Here is a 23411-nt window from a genome sequence, read left to right as displayed (position 1 = left end):
TCTTCAATAATTTCGTTAACAAATAACAAATAACTAATAGGCATCTCCTAAAAAGCAGGTTTTGAACAGCCACGGTGACTGTTCCACAAGAATTAGGAGAAATGTCTATAGCAGTTCTCAATAAAGTGAGGTATTCCCTATGCCCTATGCCCTATGCCCTATATCCGAGAGCACCTCATGTTACTAAGAAAGGCTTTAATAACAACTAACTAATAACTTCTCCAATCAATTGCAAATGTTTGTACAAAGGTGCGATCGTATTGGCTGCGATCGCCCCGCTAGCAGCAACAGCGGGCAAACCAATTCCCGGAAACGTCGAATCTCCGCAGCAAAACAAGCCCGCTAAAGGCGTTCTCGGCCCGGGAAACAAGCCGCTACCAGCCCGAATTCCGGGCCCGTAGGAACCGCGATGGCGGCGCAAAAACCGTTCGTGGGTGAGGGGTGTCCCAACTAAGGTTACTTCGCAGCGCGATCGAATATCGGGCACAATTCTCTCTAAGGCTTCCCACATTACCTCGGCGCGCGCTTGTTTTTGCAGCTTGTATTCTTCGCTGGTGCGATCGAGCTTTTGCCACAAATCGTAAGGCTCGTTTCCGGGGGTATATGCGTGAATGACGTGCTTTCCCGGAGCCGCGAGGTCGGGGTCGAGCAGGGAGGGAATCGAGACGAGAACGACGTTCTGAGGGGCCGAAACGCCCATTTCCCAGTCTTTGACGAAGATGTAGTGACAAGCCAAGTCCGATCGCACTCCGGCAGCATCAATTCCCAGATGCAGGTGCATGAAGCTGTCGCACTCGGGCGTCGCCTGCCGCTGTTGCCGAAACCTTTGCGGGACAGAGGTTTCAGGCAACAGCTTCAGCGTATCCCAAACGGAAGCGTTGGAGACGACGGCTTTGTGCGATCGAATTATTTTGCCCGATCGCAGCCGCACGCCCGCAGCCCGGTTGTTTTCGACTAAAACTTCTGCAACGTGGGAATTTAGCAGCAACTGCCCTCCGTGGCGCTCTAAACCGCTTACCAGGGCATTTACCAAAGCTGCACTACCGCCGATCGGATAGTCCAAAACTGCATTGGGGCGATACCAGTCGGCGAACATGAAAGCGACTTCGGCTGCGATCGTTCCGTCGGCGGGAAGTCCAGACAGCAGGAAGCACAACAAATTCAGCCAATTTCGGACAAAGGGATCTTTGACATTTTTGTCCATTATTTTGCTGAAAGGGCCTGCAAGTGCGATCGCGTCGCCAGCAGTTGGCAGGAAAGCCGGCGCAAATTGACCGAGGGTAAAAACACTGCCCAAATCGAAGCGCAAAGCCAGGGAGGGTAAGGCTGTGGCAGCTTTGGCGTAGGGTTCCATGATGCGCTGGAGTTGGCGCCATTCGGCGACTGCTGCGGCGCCGCGCAGTTGTGCGAGCACTTCGGCAAATTGACTCGCACCGACGGATGTGTCGAAATCGCCTTCTGGCAAACAGCAACCCCAGGTATCGTAGGTGATGCAGGGGAGTTTTTCGCCGATCGCATCCAAAACTTGCCGCAGCGGATTCGCAGACGGGCTGTAGGATAATCCTGAGTACAGGGAGGGCCCGGAGTCGAAGCTAAATCCGTCGCGTTCAAAACCGTGTGCGGCCCCGCCCGCGATCGAGTGACTTTCGCAAACCACAACCTCAAAGCCATAGCGGGCGAGCATTGCAGCGCAAGTCAAGCCGCCTATTCCGCTGCCGATGACGATGATTTCTGTGTCTATGGGGGCGAGCGCAACCATGTTTTTCTCCGCTACATCAGCTAATATTATCTCTGTTACCAACAATAAAACTGGTTTGTATATTAAATGGAAAATATATCTATTCTCGAACAAGCCGCTAAATCTAATTCTAAACCATCTTCCAACGCCGTAGTTGCCGCCCTCCTAGAAGCTGAGAAAAGCGCGAAAAAAACTAAAATTCGCTATTCTTTCGAGCAATTAATCGGCAATTGGCAACTCTGCTTTATCACCGGCACGAAAAAGACTCGACAAAAAGCGGGAATTGTCTTGGGTGCGGGACGTTACATCCCTGAGTGGATTGCGAAAATTCAAATTGCTTATTCGGCGGCACCTGTTGCTGAAGGGGAAGAGAATCGCGAAATCGGCAGGGTGGAGAATTCGGTGCAAGTTGGGGCGATCGTACTAACTCTTTCCGGGCCGACTAAGTTTTTGCCTAACAATATTTTAGCTTTTGATTTTACCAGAATTACGGTGAAAGTCTTGGGTAAAACTGTGTATCAAGGATTTATTCGCGGTGGAGAAGCGCGGGAGGCGGAATTTTTTAGTTTGAGTGTGGGGAAGCAGGCATTTTTTGCATATTTTATGGTAGAAGATGGGATAATTGCCGCTAGGGGAAGAGGCGGCGGATTGGCTTTGTGGGGGAGAGTTTAGCGGTTCTTAATTGCCGGGAATACAGCAGGGAAATAACCTGGTTTATTGGGGGATTGGCGGGATATTTGTTCTGCTTGGCGGTTGACTTCTGTTGTTTACTTCATCAATATAACGCAAAGTAGCAGCTTCCCGGGCGCGATCGCCCACTTGCCGCATAACTGGTAAAGCTTGGTTATAGTATTTCAAAGCTTCTTGCGGTTGGGAGATTCTGTAGTACACTGCACCAATATTAGTCAAAGTAGCAGCTTCCCCCGGGCGATCGCCCACTTCCCGGATAATTGGTAAAGCTTGGTTAAAGTATTTTAAAGCTTCTTGCGGTTGGGAGATGCGATCGTAGTTAAAACCAATATTATTGAGTGCTCTAGCTTCACCTCTTCTCTCTTTAAATTGTCGTGCAATGGCTAGAATCTGCTGCCATGTTTCTATGGCCTGTCGATGTTGTCCTTGCCTTTCCTGTTTGCTTGCTTGCTGTAGGAGTTGCTTTAATTTTTCAACCTGTGAATTTTGACTTTGCGCCCAACTCGGTTGCACCATCACCGGCACAGTCAGAGGAGTCAGACACACACCCAAAACCAAAACACTGCTAATAATTCGTTTAATCATTTTTATAATTCACCATATTAAATTAATATTCTTAGAATAGGCATCAAACGCAGAATCTTTACTTAATATGGGTATCCCTTCCATTATTGCTTGTGCGATGAGCAACCTATCGAACGGATCTTTATGATAAAAAGGCATGGTCACGATCTGACTCAGATGATCTAAATTGATATTCAGGAGATTAAAGTCTTCCCAACTGAGTTTTTGCTCGATATACTCATGAAGAGGCAAGCTCAAATTTAAATGCCCTTTACTTTCCTTAATTGCCATCTCCCAGATACTTGCTATACTGATCAGTTTATTATTATCTTCATCCTCCATTAGAATTCGTGCAGTATTACTGAGTTGAGAATCGCCCGCAAAAAACCAAATTAAAGTATGAGTATCTAACAGAAGTCTCATTACATATAATCCTTGAAATCTTCTAATGGCTCGTCAAAACCGTCAGATATTGAAATTAAATCGCGATCGCTGCCAAACAGTGGTGCACGGCGCTTTTTAGGAGGCATCACCGATGATTTTCTATTGGTTGTGCGATCGCTGTCTAAGAATTCTCCAATTTTTTGCCATTCCTCTCTGTCTTCATCTGACAAAGCTGCCAGAAACTCTTTCATCCTTTTCAGTTTCTCCTCATGGTTGACAGGCGAAACTTCCCGCACTTCAATCAGAACTTCGCAGCCATCAGGAATGTTAAAATTTGCTGACAGTTGGATGTTTTTACCTTGTTTTATGCCTTTAACTTGGATAGGTTCGGATTTCAACACTTGCCTGAGATAATCTGACAGTTGGATGTTTTTACCTTGTTTTATGCCTTTAACTTGGATAGGTTCGGATTTCATCGCTTGCCTGAGATAAATTGCAGATATCAGGTCAGACCAGGTAAAGTTTTCAGGCAGTCGATCAATTAAGCTGCGGACTTCTTCTTTAAGATTGATGGTTTCCATCGATTTTAGTAAAGAGAGTATAGATTTTAATTGTAGTACAAGCGGTATTGAAGCGATCGACCTTTTAGCAAAAGTCCATTGCAATTGATATTTCACACAACAGTCCGGCGATGGTTAAAACCCCCGGCGGACTTAATACGGAGTCGCTACAATTGTCCCCGTCCTTTGTGTTTATTGATTAGGTCCGATCGCACACAACTTCAAACACACCCCCTGGAATAAACCGACACAATGCCCTCCGCCGATCGTCCGCATCTTGGCGGTTGACACAACGCGCAATTGTATAGTGCTCAGCATTCGGTCAAATGCGGACGATCGCCCAAGAATTACGATCACCCTGCTTTGACTTTTCAGGTGTTTTCGAGATCGAATTTGGGTTGAGTTCGATCGCGGGGCGATCGGCGATCGTCGGAGAATTTGCTTTTCTGAGAGTGTTGACGTAGCGGGCGATCGTACTTCCTTTCAGATTCGCCCCGACGCGCAGAATCAGAAACACCGCATAGCTTTCGATCTCTGGCCCTGTCATGCGCGCGCGATCGGCATCAAAGTCCTCATCAGAGTAGCTGCGAATACCCGACAGCAGTTGCGTGATGCCAAAATCATTCAAAGCTTGTTGATAGCCGCGGTTATATTCGCTGCCGTCACTCACAGGCTTTACCATAGTAATAGTCTCCTTTTATGTGGATTGTCTCCTTGTATTTGGGGAACCATCAGCCAGCGCGGGCCCTGCAAAAGTTCAGCGCTGGCTTTTGACTCTCTAAGAATATAGCGCACAATGCAGCATAATGCAACATACTGCTGCATTATCGACAAGATTGTCTAAAATACTGGACAATGACGATCGGCTTAAATAAGAAACAATTAACCTCTAATGTCTAAACGCATATCAACATCGATAGGAGAAGGAATCTATGACCTACTTCAAGAGTGGGCAAATGAGGAACGCCGTTCAATCAGCGGCTTGTCAGCATTCATTTTGGAACAAGCTGTGAGGGAACGTCAAAAACAAATGCAAAAACAGTCCCCACCATCCGATGAGAAACAAGATAAAACTTGAGGGCAGTTTGTGCGATCGATCTTTTACTCTTTTCCCCGTAGAAGATTATCTACTTCTTCCTGATTATTCCTGATTCTTCCTTCGCGTCTTCGCGGTTCAATAATACTAAATGAAATTTATTAGAATCGATTTAGCTTGGAGTTCAGGAACCCGTGGTTTGTGCTGTTTGAATTGGTAAAATAACCAATTAGAATTAATAGAGTGCGATCGCCCCCACTGATAAGATGAAAGCATTTGGACATACAGCCAGAGGTTTGAAACATAAATTTTCGCTCCTCTGCTTACCCCCTACATCTCTCGCCCAAACATCAGATCACCCGTTTCCCGCCGGTATACGGACAGTGAAAATAGACCCTTTCCCCTCTTCGCTTTCTACCAAAATCTCCCCACCCATCATCTGACAGTAGTGGCGGCTGAGTGTCAGCCCCAATCCCGCGCCGTCGTAAGGTCGCGTTGTTGAACAGTCAGCTTGCACAAAAGCTTCAAACAATTTGTGCTGTTGTTCTTCCGACATTCCAATTCCGGTATCCTTAACCGATAAGCAAATCCAATCCGACTCTTCAACATTCAGCAGGGGACAAGCGATCGCCGCAGGAGGAGTTTCATCGGCAGGCATAGAATCGTCAATCGCCGATCGATCTGCTGTATTCAATTTTCCGCTTCCTTCAATGCGCCTGACACTCAGTTTCACCCTGCCGTTTTTGGTGAACTTAGCAGCATTACTCAGCAAGTGCATCAAAACCTGCCGCACTTTCTTGAAATCTGCGTGCATGATACCTGCAGTTCGATCGCACTCAATCTCCAAAACATTGCCATTTTTTTCTACCAACGGTTTCGCGGCACACGCAACATTGTCAACCAGAGATTCGATGTCAAACTCCTGGATTTCGAGTTTCATACCCCCCGCTTCAATTTTTGAGAAATCGAGGATATCATTAATCAAAGATAGCAGGTGCGTGCCCGCCGTCTGAATCTTGTCCAAGTCAGGTACAAACTCATCAAATCCCGCATCTTGGGCATCTTCTGAAAGTAGTTGACTGTAGCCGATAATCGCATTTAAAGGAGTCCGCAACTCGTGGCTCATATTTGCTAAAAACTGGCTTTTAGCAGTGTTAGCGGTGACGGCGGCTTCCTTAGCTTGTTTCAATTCTTTTGTATGTTCGGAAACTCGCTCGATCAGGTGATTGAGAGACACAGCTAACGAGCCTATCTCGTCTTGTCCAGTGACGGGGGCTCGCAAATCAAAATTCGACTCGGCGGCCACTTGTTCGGCAATCTGAGTGACGCTCACCACTGGTTTGGCGATCGCCCGACTGGTACGGTCAGCAACAATTCCAGCCACCACTACCGACAGCAGCATACTAATAATAATTATGGCTTTTTCCATTCCTTGAGCCTCCTCCATCACTTCACCGCCTTGCCCCTCTTGCTGCTGGGCAATATCGAGGATTTTGCTCAATTCCTCAAGGCTGCTGTTAAGCTGTTTTACACCTTCTCCGCTTACTGTCGCCAAAATTTTTCTTGCCGACTCTATCTCCCCAGGTGACAGTTGCGATTGCTGGATTTCCTGCAAAGTTGGCTTGAGAGTATCGGCGTAGGATTCTAAATCTTCGGTGCAATCTTGCAGTAAACTTTTGAGAACTTCCGGCTTTACTGCCAGCCAAGCAGGTTGGCTGTCGGCAAACTTCTCTATGCGTAACCGCAGCTCTTTTGCCTGAACAATACTCTTGACAAACTGCTCTTCTTTCAATCCCAGCTTGGCAGGATTATCTACAAAAGAATCTAGCTGCGCTCCCTGCAATTGTGCCGCCAGCGCTGCATCTTTAAAATTGCCAAGCAATTGCGCTTGTAGGTGAGCGTCATTGAATTGTTCTAACCCTTGTCCTTGGTAGTAATCGGCAATCACCAGCCCGCTCAGGGAGCCAATGAATCCGATTCCTATTGCCAGGAAATACCCGCCGCCAATTTTTTTATGGATGGACCAACCGCCAATTTTAGATGGCAACATTTTGCGGAGTTTTAAGCATGATATTTCTACAAAATCCTGGCTGGGGATTTTCTTATGTGGGGTTTCTATAGAAGCGACTTGTTCAGAAATAAAGAGCGGCATCAGTTTACCTACTTTGCTATTTTTTGGGTTTACCTTTCGCGTTGCCACAGGTTCTTTCTGCGGGTTAAATGGTTCTTCTGGATTGAACTCGCCCTGGTATTCCGAAACGGCAACCGATAAACTTGCTTCGTTCCCTGTTTTTTTTAGCAAGTTAATTTTTGACATATGCAACCCCTGTATTCTGTTGAAATCTACCACCCTGTTAAGTTTTCCAAACGGGAAATCTTGTCTATTTTCCAGTAGACATCTGCGAAAAAGCATCTGAAACTCTTGTCGATTCAGAGGAGAAACTTAAATTCGGTGGATGTCTAATAGATAATTAGGCTGTTGATGGCTGTTGTCAAATTACTTTTTCGGCCTGTAAAAGTCTGTAGCAGGCAAAATAAAGAAAATTTTATCCAAGCATGGAATTCTGCAGGCAGAAAATTCTCTCTGACCTGTTTTGCCTGTGAGTAGCCCAAAGCTGATATTGTCTGTTGAGAATGCACCCGATTCCTTCGCTTTGGACTTTGGCTGCCAGCAATGCGACCATTGCTGGACGGTTTTTGTTGAGCATCCGACAACTTCTTAGCACAGAATGTCACAAATGCAGCAGCCGATCGAACTTTTGCACCCTGGCGATCGACTTTTGGCATCGTTGCCCCGCACAGACAAGTCTGAGGTGAAGTGTCGTTAGTTGAGTATAACTGTAGGGCTTGCGAAAAGAAACCCGGTTTCTGGGAGTCAACTGTTGGCGATTGCGAGTTCTGGAGTTGCCGTGGTCGATTCGATCGCCAGTGCTAGCTTACCGTCTCTACCCAAAGCTTCATCGGCCAAGTGTACCATCCAGCGATTCGGCTTGGCTTGGGGTCTGGCGGCGAGCACAACGGCCCAAGCTTCCCGTTCTTTGCCGCGACCCAACAGCGCAGCACAAACAGTCAAAGCTGTGGCCGTTGAACGGCTGATCCCACTTTGGCAGCAGATGAGCAAACTGCCTCCCTGCGACGGCATTTTGAGAGCGAAGTCAATAATTTTCCGTACATCCTCAAGGGTAGGCAAGATTTGATCGGGGTCGTCAACGGGGGTGTCGAGGTCGTTAAACTCCAGGCACATTCGGTTTGCGATTTGATCGAAAGTTTTGGGTTCGGGCACACCCGGACTGCCGATCGAGATCAGGTATTTAATCTCGCGTCGCGCAGGGCGCTCAACAATGTATTGGCTGGCTTCTACTTGCGAAGCTATCAGGATTTCCGCCAGTTTTTCATTCGAGAAATCTGCCGAGACTGAGGGATCAAAATCAACTGTTTCTGCCTGAGTGCTGACATCCGCCAAGTATTGGGCAGCCAGCGCACGAACGTCAGCAAATTCGGGATTTAAAGCTGTTTCCAGAGCCAAAATAGCAGCCGTTGAGCCAATTTGACCGAGGGATTTAACAGCCTTTTGGCGCACTCCAGAAGTTTCGTCTCCCAGCAGCCGCACCAAACCTGCCACAGCTTCCTCTGTCCCAATTTCCCCCAAAGCAGCAGCAACTCTCCACCGCACATAAGATTCGCTGTCACCAATTGCGCTCGCCAGCCCCGCGACAACCATTTTTGGCAATTTAGCATCTCCCTCTGTATTGATGTTCCCAAGGGCAACCGCCGCCCTGCCGCGCACGAAAATGTCTCGATCCGAGAGCGACCCGATTACGGCCACCATAGCCACCTCGCTGCTGATTTCTCCCAAGGCAGAAACTGCACTGCCGCGCACGTCTGAGTCGTCATGGTTGAGGGCTTGCACCAGTCCCGCCACAGCCGTTTCCGTGCCGATTTGTCCCAAGGCCTCGGCGGCCCTCAAAGAAACTGCATAGGAGTCGGGATCATCGTGAAGCAATTCTACTAAGCCGGGTACTGCTTCACAATCCCCGATTTTCCCCAAAGCCGCCGCCGCCCTAGCGCGGACGATGTGATTTTCGTCTCTGAGGGCATTCAGCAGCCCGGGAACTACCTCAGAGACGCCGATTTTCCCGCAGTTGACCGCCGCCCGCCAGCGCACCTCGGAGTCTTGGTGTTTGAGGGCGTTGAGCAGCGCGGGGACGGCTGTTTTCGGGTTAATTTTGCCCAAGGCCCAAACAGCCCAGGCGCGCACTTTGGACTCTGGGTGCTTAATGGCTTTGAGCAGTGCTGCGGCTGCTGGTTTCGAGTCAATTTCTCCTAAAGCCCAAGCCGCCCAAGCTTGGATTTGGGAATCTTTGGATTCGAGCGATCGGGCTAATTCAATTACTGCTGCTTCGGAGGCGATTTTCCCGATCGCTCGAATCGCATCAAGGCGCACTGCACTTTCTTTGTGGTTCAATGCGGCCACCAGCATCGGAATTGCCCGATCGGAACTTGTTAGGGCCAGCAGTTGAATTTTGAGCAGCGGCGAAGTGGGGATTTTGTCGATTAATTTTATTGTGGCTGTTTGAAATTCTGGCTTTACCGTTCCTGCTAGCTTCGAGCCGAGTTTTAAATTTACTTTTAGAGCTAATTTTACTGCCCGCAAAGCCAGACTTTGCTGTTCTACTTGTGGCAATATAGTCGCCAAGGTTCGCATCCCTTGTTTTTGTTTCAAATATTTTTGATTGAATTGAGCATCGCTGAGCTCGGGTAGCTCTTGGATGAGGTTTGCGGCTGAGTTCACTGATTTATCCTAATATTTTGGCGAGCGGTTGAGATTGCTCTTTTAAACTGTCTTTAAAAAATATGGTGTCTACAAAACGCTACTTCTAAAAAAAAGCTTGCACCCACTTCTAAAATATGTCTTATTCCACTATTTTTGCAACTCCCCAATTATTAATTATTGGGTTTGTTTGGGCAATCACCTTGACAATTAGTAGCGCTTGCTGCTTGGCATTGCTGGGTTTTGAGATAGCCTAACTCTGCTATCTCATTTTATCCTCACATCTTGCACCATTGTCAGCAACAGGCAAGATAGCTGTTCCACAAGAAAACTCACCCTTTGTGGAACCGGCATCTTGCCTGTTCATCAAAGCTTATTGAAAATGGTGCAACATCTTATTTTATACCAACTTGGCTTGAAATAGCGATCGGGCGGTTGACCGCAGCCAACCGGAAACTGCTTGATTGCGGGACAATCTCTCAACGAGCATAGGGCCCTTTTTTCAAAACCTTAGCCAAAGCGTTATCGTTATCTCGCAAACCTTCGTAAAAAAACATCACTTCTCCTTGAATCCCGCGAGAGCGGTTGTAAGCAATTACTTGCAACAACAGTTCGGGAGTTATGCTGTATTTGCTGCCTCGATTCGTCAACAAAATACCGGGCGACACGCACTTTACTTGCTGCCCGCTAAGCTGTACCGACATCATTTTATCGACCAATTGTTTGTAAGCATTAAAATCGCGGCGATAAAACTGCGGGTGAAACAGATCGACCAAGTTTTTGTCAACCCAAGCTTTAGAATCTTGCAAATATTCTACCAGTCCCCAGTCATAAGGACTCGGCGACATCGATAGCAACAAATCAGGATTAATAGCTTTCACTTCTCGGTGTAAACGAGCTACAAACTCAGTAATAATATTAGCACGCCACTGCAGCCAATGTTGTTCTTTACAATCCGACGGCGCTGCTCTACCGCATTCTTCTCGATAGCGTTTAACCGTTTTTTCGTCGTAACCGCCTTCTACCGGAAACGCAATGCGATCGTCTCCTTGTACCCCGTTGACCGGATAATTCTTAGCAACTTCCAGCATCAACCCCATCACAAAGTCTTGCACTTCCCGGTCAAGAGAATTCATCCAGTCAAAGTTATTTTTTTTAAGTAAATTGCCGCTGGCATCACGGGCGGTCCACTCAGGTTTTTTCGCCAGCAAATGACCGCCCTTGCGATTGTAAGAACTCACAAATCCGTATTCAAAACAAGGAATTACTTTTAAACCAACTCTCTTTGCCTCAACACAGATTTCTGCTAAGGGGTCACGACCTTGATAGCGCGAGTCAATTTCCACCCCAAATTTTTCTCGCATAATTTTAGAAGGATAAGCCGTATAACCCTGGCTCCAAATTATAGGAAAAATGGTATTAAATCCCGTATCGGCGAGAAAGTCCATTGCTTCAGCAATTCGCTCTTTTGATGTGAGAACTTTGGAGTCCGTGGTGGTTATCCAAACGCCGCGAATTCCACCAGGATTTTTAGTCGCAAACGAACTTGGCAGCGTTGCGGGATTTGGTGCAGAAAATCCAGTCGTCCCCAACCGCTGTTGGAGGGAAGAGGCAAAACTGCGAATTGCTGATTGGAAAGGTGTGAAAAATCGCATTTATTTATTCTTTTTTTCTTTGAAGGTGGGTACTGAACCCGCTACGTTATTATTGATTGGTAGAACCCGGTATTATTTATGGATAAGATGCGCCGAAGAACCGCCTATATTATTTATGAATAAGGTGCGGAGTACGCACCCTACATTCATTGGTAGCACCCGATATTATTTATGGATAAGGTGCGCTGCGCGCACCCCAAAATTGTACTATCCAGCTACTCCAGACAACTTCTGGCTCAAAGCTTCTTTCAAAAGTTCCGCCTTATCAGTTTCCTCCCAAGGCAAATCTAAATCAGTGCGTCCGAAGTGACCGTAAGCCGCCACATCTTGATAGAAACGGCCACCTCTTTCAGCAGGCAAATTCTGCAAGTTAAATGCCTGAATGATGCCCGCAGGACGCAGTTCAAAATGCTGCTTCACAACTTCTAAAAGGCGATCGTCATCAACTTTTCCAGTGCCAAAAGTTTCGATCATCATGCTAACCGGCCGCGCAACGCCGATCGCATAACTCAACTGAACTTCGCACTTTTCGGCCAAACCAGCCGCTACAATATTTTTAGCAACGTAGCGACAAGCATAAGCCGCGCTGCGGTCTACCTTGGTGGGGTCTTTCCCAGAAAAAGCGCCGCCGCCGTGACGGGAATAGCCGCCGTAGGTATCCACAATAATTTTGCGGCCCGTCAAACCCGAATCTCCTTGAGGCCCGCCGACCACAAATTTGCCGGTGGGGTTGACAAGGAAGCGAGTTTCTGCATCCGGCTTCACGCTAATATCGGCAAACACAGGTTGGACGATCGCAGTCCACAGGTCTTCTTTAATCTTGGCTTGAACTGCCGCTGTGTCTGTGATGTCGCCGATCGTTTCGGTGTGCTGCGTAGAAATTAAAATCGTATCTATGCCAACAGGTTTGCCGTCCTCATAGATGACTGTAACTTGGCTTTTGCCGTCGGGACGCAGGTAAGATAACTGACCGGTTTTGCGGACTGCTGCCAGTTGACGGCAAATCCGGTGGGCTAAACTGATCGGCAGAGGCATCATTTCCGGCGTTTCGTTGCAAGCAAAACCGAACATCAAACCTTGGTCGCCAGCGCCGATGGCGTCCAATTCCTCTTCACTCGATTGTTCCCGGCTTTCGTGGGCTGTGTTTACCCCTTGAGCAATATCGGGAGACTGAGAATCAAGAGCCACCAACACTGAGCAACTATTGGCCGAAAAGCCGTTGTCAGCGTGGATGTAGCCAATATCGGCTATTTTTTTCCGGGCTAATTCTATGTAATTTACCTGAGCTTTAGTGGTAATTTCGCCCGTCAGCAGCATTAAGCCGGTGTTGACGACAACTTCGGCTGCGACGCGGCTTTTAGGGTCTTCAGTCAGTAAGGCATCTAAAATCGTATCTGAAATTTGATCGCAGATTTTATCGGGATGGCCTTCAGTGACCGATTCAGAGGTAAACAGGTAGCGGCGTGACAATGATTATTTCTCCTTAGATAGGGGCTCTTCCTGCACGACCTCGACGACCGACGAGTTATTTTTCCGGTAAAAGCCAAGAACGATCGCATCGCGTCTGGGCTACCGTCGAATTTTTGTCGATCTGCAGAGCCGTGTTGAAGCAGGGTTTGAGACTGGGTAAAGTGACACTACTATAGCAAAGTCAGTTCCGGGAAGTCCCTAAAAACTTAGATTTTTTAGGATTGTCGATCGATCTTGGACACCGCTCGTCTAGCTGATAACCTGACAAAGGTTGACGCACAGTAAGATACAGTCAGGGTATCGCCTTGTGCAAGGACTATGGCAGGACTCCAAAAATCACCAAACTTGATCCAAACAGTTGCCGACCTAGATTTTCCCGGCGGCCCGATACCGCTTGACTCTCCATTTTATATTGAGCGCTCAGGGGCCGAAGCCCTGGCCTGTGCAGAAATTAGCAAACCCGGAGGCCTTGTTCGCATTAAAGCTCCCAAAAAAATGGGCAAAAGTTCGCTGATGCTGCGGATAATTGACGGGGCAGTCGATCGTGGATACCGCACAGTAAATGTAGACTTTCAGCAAGCCGACGCAGCGGTTTTTGCTAGTTTAGATAAATTTTTGCGCTGGCTTTGTGTCAATGTCGCTCGGCAACTCAAACTCGAACCAAATATTGATAAATTCTGGGATGAAGATATGGGCAGCAAGGTAAGCTGCACTATTTACTTTGAAAACTATTTGCTCGCACAAATTGACCGTCCTGTTGTCTTGGCGATTAACGAAATAAATCGAGTATTTGAACGCACCAATATTGCTCAAGATTTTCTGTCAGTGATCCGTTTTTGGTACGAACAAGCTCGCGGTAGCCCAACTTGGCAAAAACTCCGCACCGTGGTTATTCATTCAACAGCAATTTATATTGATTTGAATGTTAATCAATCTCCATTTAATGTAGGAATGCCGATTAAAATCTCAGAATTTACTGCGGAACAAGTTCAAGATTTGGCGGGCAGATACGGACTAAACTGGAGCGATCGCGATCCGATACAGCAATTAATGAACATGGTAGGCGGGCATCCTTATTTAGTGCATTTAGCGCTGTATCACCTGGCTATTTTGCAACAAAACCGCCTGTCCGTCGATCGGGATGAGCCTGGGGAAGAAATGGGGCGAGCCGAGTTGGCAGAACTGTTAACAGCAGCTCCTACTCACAGCGGAATTTATAGCGACTACTTGCAAAATCAGTCGATCGCCATTCAACAGCAGCCCGAACTCGCCTCCGCATTCCAACAAGTTGTCGGTGCTAAAAATAGCATTCACCTCGAACCTTTGATGGCTTATCAGTTAGACAGCATGGGACTGGTCAAATTAGAGGGAAATAGCTGTCGTTTGTCTTGCGAATTATATCGGCTGTATTTTCAAGAGCAAAATTTGTGCGAAGACAAGTGGTCGGCTGTTGGTTTGGAGGAGTTGCAGCAAGAAAATCAAAGGCTGCAAGCTTTGGTGAATGTGGACGAACTTACTCAAATTGGCAACAGACGGTATTTTGATAGTTGCTTGCGAACCGAATGGAAACACATGGCTCGCGAGGGTTTTCCGATATCCTTAATTTTGTGCGATCTCGATTATTTCAAAATATATAATGATACCTACGGACATCAAGCAGGAGATGATTGTTTGCGATTGGTAGCTCAGACAATTCGCCGATCGCTCCAGCGTCCTGCTGATGTAGCTGCTCGCTACGGTGGCGAGGAGTTTGCTGTGATTTTACCTGAAACTGATGCGTCGGCGGCTGTGGTTGTTGCCGAACAAATTAGAGCGAAAGTGAAAGATTTGAATATTGTTTTTAACCCGAAGAGTCTTGACGGCCTGCCTAATTCTGTGGTAACGATTAGTTTGGGAATTGCCAGCGTTGTTCCGAGCGAGGAAAATGATGCAATAACGCTCCTACTGGCGGCTGATGAGGCTCTTTATGACTCGAAAAGGCAGGGGCGCGATCGGCTCACTATGAGTACGCTTTTAAATTTTCGATTTGCTGCTGTGAATTAGCTCATTCCGGGGGAATATAATCGATTTATACACACACAAAGTCCGCCTGCGCGGACTCTGAAAAAAACATAGTTAAGAACTGGATTTGATGTTAATAGCGGGGGACGGTTCGATCGACCACGATTGAGTAAGCATCGATGCCGCCAACAATATTTTTAACGTTGGTAAATCCTCGCTCAGTTAACCAATGGCACATTTGAGCCGATCGCACTCCGTGATGGCACAGAACTAGGGTTTCTTTGTCGCGATCGAGTCTAGCGTCAATTTCACCCGACCATTCGGCAAACTCGCTCAGCGGAAAAGCTACAAATCCCGGCAGCGCCGCGAGTTCAATTTCGTAAGGTTCCCGCACGTCTACAAGCTGCAATTTCTCAGCATTGGTTTCTGCTAATTGGCGAGCTAATTCTTCGACTGTAATTTGAGAAAAAATTTCTGACATTTGATTAGGAAAAAGTAGTCATCAGTCATTAGCCATTAGTCAACCGTTAACAGTCAACCGTTAACAGTCAACCGTTAACAGTCAACAGTCAACCGTTATTAATTGATGGGCGAAGGCGGTGGAATTAGCTCCACAGGAGGGGTAGGTGCAGGGCGCCCGTCCAACTGGCTCACGCTGTCGCTGGGGTCAAGACAAGTGGCGATTAACCGATCGGTGGGAAAGTCGAGCCTGCCGCTCAAACCGACTACGCATTCAGCAAACTGTTGTGGCAATAAACTGCGGCGACACCCCTCAAGCACTACCAGGGGAGCAGCAGGTTGAGTTCGACTTTTGCCGTTAATATTCACTACGCAAGTAGCCAATTCCTTGGGACGCCTCACCCGCCGACAGCTAGAGAGCGCTTCGACACCAGAAATATTGGTTTTGCGGTTGATTTGGAGGGCGCATCTAGATATGTCGCGGGGGCGGAGGGCGTCAGCACAAGCAGCGGCGGCGGCCTCTGCCCCCACTCCGGCTTCGATTAGTTCCAGGGCGCAGACGCGATAGGGATTCCTAGAGCGAGGGATTCTAATAGTGATGGCTGATGCTGGTGAGATTGGCAGTGCTGTGGCTAACAAACCAAGTGCTGCTAGCTGCGTGCCGAGAGCCAAAATCCAGCGCGCGGTAGGGCTTGAGCCTGTCGGTGCTGGTTTTGGGGAAGAAGTGCGGGAAAAATTGCGGTTGTGCATGGCAGATCGAGTAGTGAGTTTTTTTGGCTGATTGGGGCGATCGAGCGATCGGCTTTTCCTTCAGAATTTACCGCACATTATGGATCGCCCTCCGGTCGATCGTTTTTTTATCGATCTTTGTTGGAATTTTGACCGTTACCAACATATAATATAGAGTCTGCATAAAATTGCATACAGATATTAGAGAGGAAAATAAATGTCTCGATATCGAGGCCCCCGATTGAGAATCGTCCGTCGCCTGAAAGAGTTGCCGGGTCTAACCCGCAAAACCCCCAGACGAGATTATCCGCCTGGACAGCACGGTCAAAACCGCAAAAAGCTCTCTGAGTATGCGGTTCGCTTGCAAGAAAAGCAAAAACTCCGTTTCAATTACGGTGTGACGGAACGCCAACTGCTCCGTTACGTCCGCAAAGCCCGCCGTGTCACGGGCTCCACAGGTCAAGTGTTACTGCAATTTTTGGAAATGCGCTTGGACAATACTGTGTTTCGGATGGGAATGGCTCCAACCATTCCGTCCGCTAGACAATTGGTAAATCACGGTCACATAACTGTCAATGACCGTGAAGTCAATATCGCCAGCTATCAGTGCAAGCCTGGTGATGTGATTGCGGTGAAAAATAGAGAGCGCTCGCGCACAATGGTAGAAGCTAATCTCAAAGACCCAGGCTTGGCTCACTTGCCCAATCACTTGGAATTTGATAAGCAAAAACTAATTGGCAAAGTTAATGGCGTTATCGAACGCGAGTGGATTGCTCTACAGATTAACGAACTGCTAGTGGTGGAATACTACTCACGGCAAGCTTAAGTTATTAGTCATCAGTCGTTGGTCATTAGTCATCAGTTGGTTGCTAGCAGAATAATTAATAATTGGGTAGGAACCCAGTTATTGATTAATTGCTACTGAATAATGAGGACTAAGGACTGAGGGCTAAGAATTCATAATTTTCAACACTCCCACCCCCTAAAAAGGGATGGGATTTTTTGAAGGTTTCGCTTGTTAACTTCCTTGAGTTGCCATTGGCTCAGACGAAACCTGGCTGAGGGCATTAAATGATGTCCTACCCCCAAATTTTTCCTTTAAAATGTTTCTTCTCCGGTTGGTTCTTGGTGGACAAGACCTCGCTTTTGAAGGCGATAATTCGCTACAACCGGGTAAACAACACCGCGTATCCGATTGATCGCACCTACTGGACGATGAACTGCTAAGCCGTTCCAGGGAGAATATCTCAGGTTTTCGTTGAAATCAGATTGTTTTTCATAATCAATAATCTGATGCTTGACGGTGAGACGACCTACTCTCAAAAAGGGTGATTCCTTTTCCTTCCAGACATTGATACCATCGTCGATCGGCATTTTTAGGCTGGTTTGGAACTGAATGCCAAAATCCCACCAGTATTCGGCATCAGGTTTCGCCAAGGCTTGAATTAGATCGTCCCGATAATAATTGTCTGGTTTATTGGGATCTAAACCCAAGGCTTTAGCGCGATCGACAAAGGGAATTTTAGGGATTCCCGGTCGAGATTGTTCTGGAATTATGTCGTGCGGCGGTTTGCATGAAACCGGAGTAAACCCATACTTAATTACAGCAGGATATTCGACAGGAACTAGACCAGGCTGGGAGGGATCGAAATCGGGATTGAGACCCAAAGCAGAGGGTGAACCGCTCCAATATTTTGTTGTTAGCAAACTCTTCGGAGTCCGGCTACCCGTAAGCGTCGAGACCGCTAGAAAGTGTCTGGGATGTCGCATTAGCCATTTTTTCAATGTCTCTGGTGATTCAACCAGAGCCGAAAAAAAGCCGTAGTAGTCTTTGATGGTTTGGCTCACAAATAGCTCTGAATTGTGAACAATGATGTCCTGGGTTTTTGACTCGTGACTTTGCGCCAGTCGTTCCCCTTCCACCCCCATCACTTTCACTGACATTGAGCGCGAATCTTTGGCGTAATCATTGTATACCTTGGTAGCCCCGTTAGCAAATCGCAACCAAACAGGATATTCTTTGGGTTTTGCCAGCAAACCTTGCTTAAGGGAAATAGTATTGAGTCGCGAAGAACTTAACGAAGCGCGTTTGCCCAATTCCCGTTTAATCGCTTCCTCATCAAAGTCAAAAATTTCCAGAGTTCCTTTAACGCAAGCATGAGTTTTGGCGTGAGTATCTCGCAGCGCCCGCTCTTTATCCCCGTAAAGATTATCCATCCGAAGCTTGGCTTGCTCAACCAAAAGATCGTAGTATTTGCGTTCGTCCTGTTCGGGATATTCGGTAAATAACTTCTTGCTCATAAATAACCTTCGGTTAATCGCTAAAAAAGGTTCTACACAAACCGTTGCCTCTGTTAAATAGTATAGCTGCTGGTGCAATTGCTCCGAATTGCCGTAGGTGAGCGCTTGCGAAAAGATCGCCTTTTTATTCCTCATTTTTGAGGGCGCAGGTGTCTTTGCGCCCCCAACTAATTTGATCCTTAGTTGTCAGCTACAACTTAAAGATCGAAGGAGACTTTGTACTTGGGATCGCTTGGAGGAACATTACGATTCACTAAATCAGAAACTGTTTTGGTATTTTGGATAATTTCCCAACCAACCTCAGAAAAAGTTTCCTTGTTGAAGACTTTAGGCGATAACAAAGGATTAGTTAAAGCTTGGGAGAAAGCATCAATGCCAATTATCCGTGCTACTAAAGGCGGAATTGCTGAATTTTTCCGGACATCTTCAGCGTACAATCCGACAAATAATTCAATCTTATCAACATGACCGTACAACTCTTTTAATTTCTGTTGAGCGTATTCGTCACCCGTAATTTGATTGAAATCAGTCACCCTGGGATAACCACACATTTCGCGGTAATCGTTATAACTGGCTAACTGCGCCTGCCGTCCGAGTTTAACAGATGCTAGTTCGGTAGCATCAATAAATGTATAGGGTGTTCCTGCGATCTTAAAATCAGGTGTGTTAAACAAACCAATTCTAGTGCCTGGTTGGGAACAACTTTCTTCCATCAATGCACCCAACCCTTTATCAATTAACATCTGATTATTCCAGAGGGAATCGTACATGGATTTTTCTTGGCCGTCATAGATAAAGGTTTCCGGAATCGCACTATGCCAGCGATAGACAAAACTAAACTCAATCGCCATCCAATTTTCTCGATACCAACTTTCCTTGGTAAAAGCTTCAGGATCGGCAAAAAACCTAAAATTATAGGGCGTAATGTGGAAAATGTACTCTTCCATAATGATATTGAGAACAATCACCATGAGAATATTTCTCGCGGTTTGGAAGAGCCTCTCATCGTCCCATTCCGGATAGCTTTTGGACAAAACATCACAAATTCGATTATGCTCCCTGATACATAAAGTGTTGAGCATGACATAGCCAATTTGGACGTTTGCCCGTTCAACTCCCATTGCAAATAGCTTGCCTTTCTTTTCGGGGGGTTGTCTTTTCTCATCATTAAGGGGTGCATGAAGACCTTCAAATTGAGGATCGATAATACCCTGCTCAGGATCGGCATAATAAAAGAGTGGATACTCTTCTTCTACGCCATCTTTGCGCTTGAGCTTTTGGGTTTTAAATTTACCGTCTTTGAAAGCTCTGAGCATATTTGTTTGTTTGCGGGTCAACCCGTAGACATTACACATATCAATCTGATGGTTGGAGGTGTTTTTGAAGCGGTTTTGCTGATCTATCCGCAGAAAACTATCTGTAAACCACTGCACCCAATAGGGAAAGAGCAGAGTCGATTTTTCCGAATAAATGGTTTTTCCATCTCTTTTTTGGAATAAGGTCTTTAATTTGTCCAGTGGTGGTAAATTCCCTTCTTTGTTAAATTCTGGGTCGGGAGGTAAATGTCGCCCAGTATAAGTCTTGTCTGTAAGTGAATCCCAAGAGATGTAGGTATCAGTTTTTTTGGGAATATCTGTCCCTGGAATTTTGGGATCTAAGCCCATTAAGCTATAGGGCAGCGGGCGAGTCGGAAGTTTGTAAATGATACTATTGAGAAAAAATTTGTTTAGTTTACGTTTCAGAGGCTCGTAACTTTGAACTAAATCCCAAATAGGTTTGAAATGAGTCAACGTATATGCTAAAGCTTTGTTGCTCAATCCATCTCTAGATGTATCTCTTTTCATGATTGCTTTTCCTTTCGATTGTTGTAGATTAGATCGTCTTCTTATGTTCGGTTCTGAGAGCTTGATAAAGTTTTATCATTTTTCTATATTTTCAATTACTTTGGAGAGAATTTTTTGCAGATTTTTAGGCCGATAGTCTTGGCTTTTTTTCAATCGCTCGATCGCGCTTTCATGAAGATCGTCAATGGTATCCCCCACCTCGCGCCACTTGATTCCTGCCAATTTGAAGAACCCAGGATTGTTTTGAAATGGAACCTTATAATCAGGCTTGATATCCTCAATGGCCTCTGGCTCGAATTCAAGCTTCAATTCAAGGTCACTGATTTGATCGAACATCCACTTCAAGACAGCATCTGATAACCCGCGGTATGCTGGCGTACCACCGCCGATGCAGCCATGTTCGCCTGGAAACCAAACTTGACGAAGCTTCTGGTTCGGGGCATCAGGATTTTTCTTCATCAGGGTAACATCAAAGACTTCGCGAATTTCGTCGATCGCAACGGCGTGCACCGCATTCTCAATATCCTTATTTAAAGTGGTGTCGTGGAATTTGTACCTTGCTTTGAGCTGTCCCTCAAACTTCCTGAAGGCGGGTACAACAGGAATACCAAGGGCTCCAACGGTGTCGAAACAACCAAGCAAGGTAATCGGGACGCGATCGCCCTTATCTTTGCCGTACTTTTCGCGGAAACTCTTTGCTTCCGGATGCTTTGGTGAAATCTCTCGCTTACGGTAAAGCTCGTAAGCTTGTGATGCCATGGTAACGTTACGGCGGGATAGGAGACCGGAGCAATAGATCATCCCCGCTAGACTCCTGACTGTGTAAGCACCGCGACTGAACCCGAATAGATAGATTTCGTCACCCTGATCGTAGTTGAAAGAAAGAAAACGATAGGCATCTTGTATATTTTTATCGATTCCCAGCCCAGTGACTCCGCCCACAATCTTGTTACTATCTACTCCAATTCCCTCGTCATAAAACACGATCTGCGGAACCCCGTCACTGGCTGTCCGTTTCACGGCCTGGGCAAGCTTAACCACATTAGTTGGGCACTGAGTATCTAGTTTGTTCCAAGTTCCATCACAGCAAACTATCAGACGTTTCCCTGGCTTCGTCATTTTTATATTCTCTCTTTGAATTTGAGATTTGATAGCGACCTGTCATTGGTAATCGGTTAGAAGAGAATTGCCACTTCCCGTTTTTCTGTCGCGTCAGGCGAGCCCTCCTAATTTCTTGCTCGACCCTATTGTTATCTGGCTGGGCAATCTTTAGCTATTTCGATTTTCAGGATATTAGTCCCAAAACACCATCTAGTCTAGTTGGTTGTATTAAAATTTAAATTTTATTTATGATTCTTAAATTAAAATGTTTACAGTGTGAAATATTAGCTTTAATTCTGGGAAAAGGCTAGATTCTCTTAAAACCTAAAAAATGTAGAGCGTGAAATAGTAGCTTTGATTCTGGGAAAAGGCTCGATTCTCCTAACAGGAGTAGCGCTCCGACGCCATAGCTAACAAACATTTAAACACATTTATGCTCTGCCTGGTGAGTTTTGAGAACAGCTATATCCGATCAATTTGTCAGTTAGCTGCAAGATAATAGTGAGGTATTGGCCGAACAGATAGCAGATGTGAACTAGGTTTTAGATTAAAATTTGTTGCAGCGACTCTCAGATTTTCTGCGATGTGCTGGAAGTTTTTAACAATCTGTGGGCTTTTCTGGTTTCTCGATCGCTAAAGTTGTGCGAAAAATTCCTAGTCGCGGTTTAAATTGAAACGTCCCAAAGTGGGGACGATCGACCGCAGCGACTGGCTACGAGGTTCTCGCACCAAAACCAAAGGCAGAAGAGCAATCAGCCGCACAGCAGCCGAAAGGGCAAACAGTGAGCCCAAACTCATGCCCGGAAGTTCGGCAAGAAAGCCGCCGGCGGTAGTTCCCAAAGCCCCAGCTAATCCCGAAACCGCTGCGGCGATCGCAAAATAAGTTGAAGGTTGCTTGATCGACGCTATCTCCATTTGAATATTGTTAGTACACAGCCCGATCGCGCCTAACGTCGTTCCCCCCAACAAGTGCAGCAGCGGCAGCCACACCCATAGGGCAAACGGGTAATTGCCCGTACCCAACCACAGCAAAGGCGTTAGGGCCACCACCAGCCCAACCGCAATTAGCAGGGGGCGATTTCCCCAGCGATCGGCCAACTTACCCCAAAACATCAGCAGCAGTAGATTGGCGCCGGAACTTAAGCTGGTGTAAATCGTTACCAAACTCACATCCAAGCTTAAATCTTTCAGCAAGTAGATATTAAAAAAAGGCGCGCTGAGATTAATAGCAAATGTCCACACACTGAAGTAAAGAATAAACATTAAAAAATTAGAATCTTTCAGCACTGAAGGTACAAAATCTGTTATTTTCTTGGCTTCTTTCTCTGTAAGTCGATCATTCTGTGCATCTTTTTTGTATACGTGGGGATTCACATCAACCATAAAGAATTGACACCCCAAACTAATCATTCCCGCCCAAACACCCACCAATAAAACAATACCGTAGCCCAAAATTGGACCGCCGTCCCAAGTTGACACTCCCAATCCCATCAACGGTACTCCCAGCAAAGTGATGAGGCTGACAGCACTGTTGCGAAAGCCAAAATAGCGTCCCCGCAAGCGCTGAGGAACCACAGCAGCCATCCAACTGAACCAGCTAGAATTGGCAAAAGCTGCCAGCACGCTAGCTGCTACGACTGTTACCAGCGTCCATTGCAGCAGTTGGTGGGGGTCTGCGTGCTGGGAACCCCAAACAATTACCACCGCGAGCACCAGCCACAGCAGCCGCGACGCGCCGAATACAAATAGGTTGTACCAGTGGCGGCTGGTTGTGCGGTCTGCGATGTATGCTCCTAGTGGTTGCAGAAGATTTACCACCATCGGAATAGCCGAGAATATACCTATTTCCACGCTGCTCGCCCCGAGTTGCAGCAAGAAGTTGCTCAGCAGCACGCCGCCAGTCGCCGACTCGAAGACAGCCGCAAAAACGCCGTCTAGAGTTGAGGCTTTCAGGGTTGATCGAACCTCTTGTTTAGAAATTTTGAGATCAGTTTGTGGAGGTAAAACGAGCTGAGATATTTGATTGTCTAGTATTTCAGGAGCCTGAAGAGATAGAGGTTCATTTAACTCTGCAACTGGTTCAAACATAGTCAATCGATTTTAGATTT

The 23411-nt window shown here is 46.6% G+C and carries 20 protein-coding genes; 4 read left to right on the top strand and 16 right to left on the bottom strand.

Annotated elements, in window-relative coordinates:
- Positions 1–205 precede the first annotated feature (205 nt).
- On the bottom strand, positions 206–1759 hold the full coding sequence (locus QUB25_RS16605; protein ID WP_333184324.1) for an NAD(P)/FAD-dependent oxidoreductase: 1554 nt from the start codon (positions 1757–1759) through the stop codon (positions 206–208).
- A 66-nt stretch (positions 1760–1825) separates the two neighbouring features.
- Here QUB25_RS16605 and QUB25_RS16600 point away from each other — a divergent pair, with 66 nt between their 5' ends.
- Positions 1826–2410: a hypothetical protein gene (locus QUB25_RS16600; protein WP_333184321.1), complete on the top strand. Its 585-nt coding sequence runs from the start codon at positions 1826–1828 to the stop codon at positions 2408–2410.
- Positions 2411–2452: 42 nt separating this feature from the next.
- Here the strand turns inward: QUB25_RS16600 and QUB25_RS16595 are convergent, their stop codons facing one another.
- The 4 genes from QUB25_RS16595 to QUB25_RS16580 all read right to left on the bottom strand — a co-directional run bounded on the left by QUB25_RS16595 (position 2453) and on the right by QUB25_RS16580 (position 4618).
- A complete protein-coding gene (locus tag QUB25_RS16595) occupies positions 2453–3013 on the bottom strand; it encodes a tetratricopeptide repeat protein (RefSeq protein WP_333184319.1) in 561 nt (186 codons plus the stop codon).
- Positions 3014–3022: 9 nt separating this feature from the next.
- Complete coding sequence (locus tag QUB25_RS16590; protein WP_333184317.1) at positions 3023–3415, bottom strand: type II toxin-antitoxin system VapC family toxin; 393 nt, start codon at positions 3413–3415, stop codon at positions 3023–3025.
- Complete coding sequence (locus tag QUB25_RS16585) at positions 3415–3957, bottom strand: DUF2281 domain-containing protein (RefSeq protein WP_333184314.1); 543 nt, start codon at positions 3955–3957, stop codon at positions 3415–3417. Before QUB25_RS16585 ends, QUB25_RS16590 begins: the two co-directional genes overlap by 1 nt.
- 301 nt (positions 3958–4258) lie before the next feature.
- The gene (locus QUB25_RS16580) at positions 4259–4618 is read right to left on the bottom strand and encodes a hypothetical protein (RefSeq protein ID WP_333184313.1); all 360 of its coding nucleotides are present in this window, start codon (positions 4616–4618) and stop codon (positions 4259–4261) included.
- A gap of 210 nt (positions 4619–4828) precedes the next feature.
- On the opposite strand from QUB25_RS16580, the gene QUB25_RS16575 reads away from it, so the two are divergent.
- Positions 4829–5014, top strand: a complete 186-nt coding sequence (locus QUB25_RS16575; protein WP_006631933.1) for a ribbon-helix-helix domain-containing protein — start codon at positions 4829–4831, stop codon at positions 5012–5014.
- A 313-nt stretch (positions 5015–5327) separates the two neighbouring features.
- Here the strand turns inward: QUB25_RS16575 and QUB25_RS16570 are convergent, their stop codons facing one another.
- The 5 genes from QUB25_RS16570 to metK form a co-directional block, all read right to left on the bottom strand.
- The gene (locus QUB25_RS16570; protein WP_333184310.1) at positions 5328–7289 is read right to left on the bottom strand and encodes a HAMP domain-containing sensor histidine kinase; all 1962 of its coding nucleotides are present in this window, start codon (positions 7287–7289) and stop codon (positions 5328–5330) included.
- A 143-nt stretch (positions 7290–7432) separates the two neighbouring features.
- Entirely contained in the window at positions 7433–7759 is a 327-nt protein-coding gene (locus QUB25_RS16565) for a hypothetical protein (RefSeq protein WP_333184308.1), read from the bottom strand.
- Positions 7760–7847: 88 nt separating this feature from the next.
- Positions 7848–9764 (bottom strand): HEAT repeat domain-containing protein, encoded by a 1917-nt coding sequence (locus QUB25_RS16560; protein ID WP_333184306.1) that lies wholly within the window; start codon positions 9762–9764, stop codon positions 7848–7850.
- Positions 9765–10222: 458 nt separating this feature from the next.
- Positions 10223–11398, bottom strand: a complete 1176-nt coding sequence (locus tag QUB25_RS16555) for a family 10 glycosylhydrolase (RefSeq protein ID WP_333184304.1) — start codon at positions 11396–11398, stop codon at positions 10223–10225.
- Positions 11399–11605: 207 nt separating this feature from the next.
- A complete protein-coding gene (gene metK / locus QUB25_RS16550) occupies positions 11606–12868 on the bottom strand; it encodes a methionine adenosyltransferase (protein ID WP_190663141.1) in 1263 nt (420 codons plus the stop codon).
- A gap of 318 nt (positions 12869–13186) precedes the next feature.
- Here metK and QUB25_RS16545 point away from each other — a divergent pair, with 318 nt between their 5' ends.
- Positions 13187–14911, top strand: a complete 1725-nt coding sequence (locus tag QUB25_RS16545; protein WP_333184299.1) for an AAA-like domain-containing protein — start codon at positions 13187–13189, stop codon at positions 14909–14911.
- Between the two features lie 91 nt (positions 14912–15002).
- Here QUB25_RS16545 and QUB25_RS16540 read toward each other — a convergent pair whose 3' ends face one another.
- Together QUB25_RS16540 and QUB25_RS16535 are read right to left on the bottom strand one after the other, a co-directional pair.
- The gene (locus tag QUB25_RS16540) at positions 15003–15350 is read right to left on the bottom strand and encodes a rhodanese-like domain-containing protein (RefSeq protein ID WP_333063344.1); all 348 of its coding nucleotides are present in this window, start codon (positions 15348–15350) and stop codon (positions 15003–15005) included.
- A gap of 98 nt (positions 15351–15448) precedes the next feature.
- Positions 15449–16078 carry a hypothetical protein gene (locus tag QUB25_RS16535; RefSeq protein WP_333184295.1) on the bottom strand — a complete coding sequence of 210 codons (630 nt, stop codon included), beginning with the start codon at positions 16076–16078 and terminating at the stop codon, positions 15449–15451.
- A gap of 196 nt (positions 16079–16274) precedes the next feature.
- Here QUB25_RS16535 and rpsD point away from each other — a divergent pair, with 196 nt between their 5' ends.
- The gene (gene rpsD / locus QUB25_RS16530) at positions 16275–16883 is read left to right on the top strand and encodes a 30S ribosomal protein S4 (RefSeq protein ID WP_006631941.1); all 609 of its coding nucleotides are present in this window, start codon (positions 16275–16277) and stop codon (positions 16881–16883) included.
- Positions 16884–17155: 272 nt separating this feature from the next.
- Here the strand turns inward: rpsD and QUB25_RS16525 are convergent, their stop codons facing one another.
- The 4 genes from QUB25_RS16525 to QUB25_RS16510 form a co-directional block, all read right to left on the bottom strand.
- Entirely contained in the window at positions 17156–18493 is a 1338-nt protein-coding gene (locus QUB25_RS16525; protein ID WP_333184293.1) for a catalase, read from the bottom strand.
- A gap of 62 nt (positions 18494–18555) precedes the next feature.
- A complete protein-coding gene (locus QUB25_RS16520; RefSeq protein WP_333184291.1) occupies positions 18556–20202 on the bottom strand; it encodes a peroxidase family protein in 1647 nt (548 codons plus the stop codon).
- A gap of 75 nt (positions 20203–20277) precedes the next feature.
- On the bottom strand, positions 20278–21321 hold the full coding sequence (locus QUB25_RS16515; protein WP_333184289.1) for a DUF2235 domain-containing protein: 1044 nt from the start codon (positions 21319–21321) through the stop codon (positions 20278–20280).
- A 636-nt stretch (positions 21322–21957) separates the two neighbouring features.
- Entirely contained in the window at positions 21958–23391 is a 1434-nt protein-coding gene (locus QUB25_RS16510) for an MFS transporter (protein ID WP_333184287.1), read from the bottom strand.
- Positions 23392–23411 lie beyond the last annotated feature (20 nt).

Source organism: Microcoleus sp. B3-D7, from assembly GCF_036705305.1.
Lineage (GTDB): Bacteria > Cyanobacteriota > Cyanobacteriia > Cyanobacteriales > Microcoleaceae > Microcoleus.
Note: the sequence above shows the minus strand (reverse complement) of the source record. Positions and strands in the feature narration are given on the sequence as shown.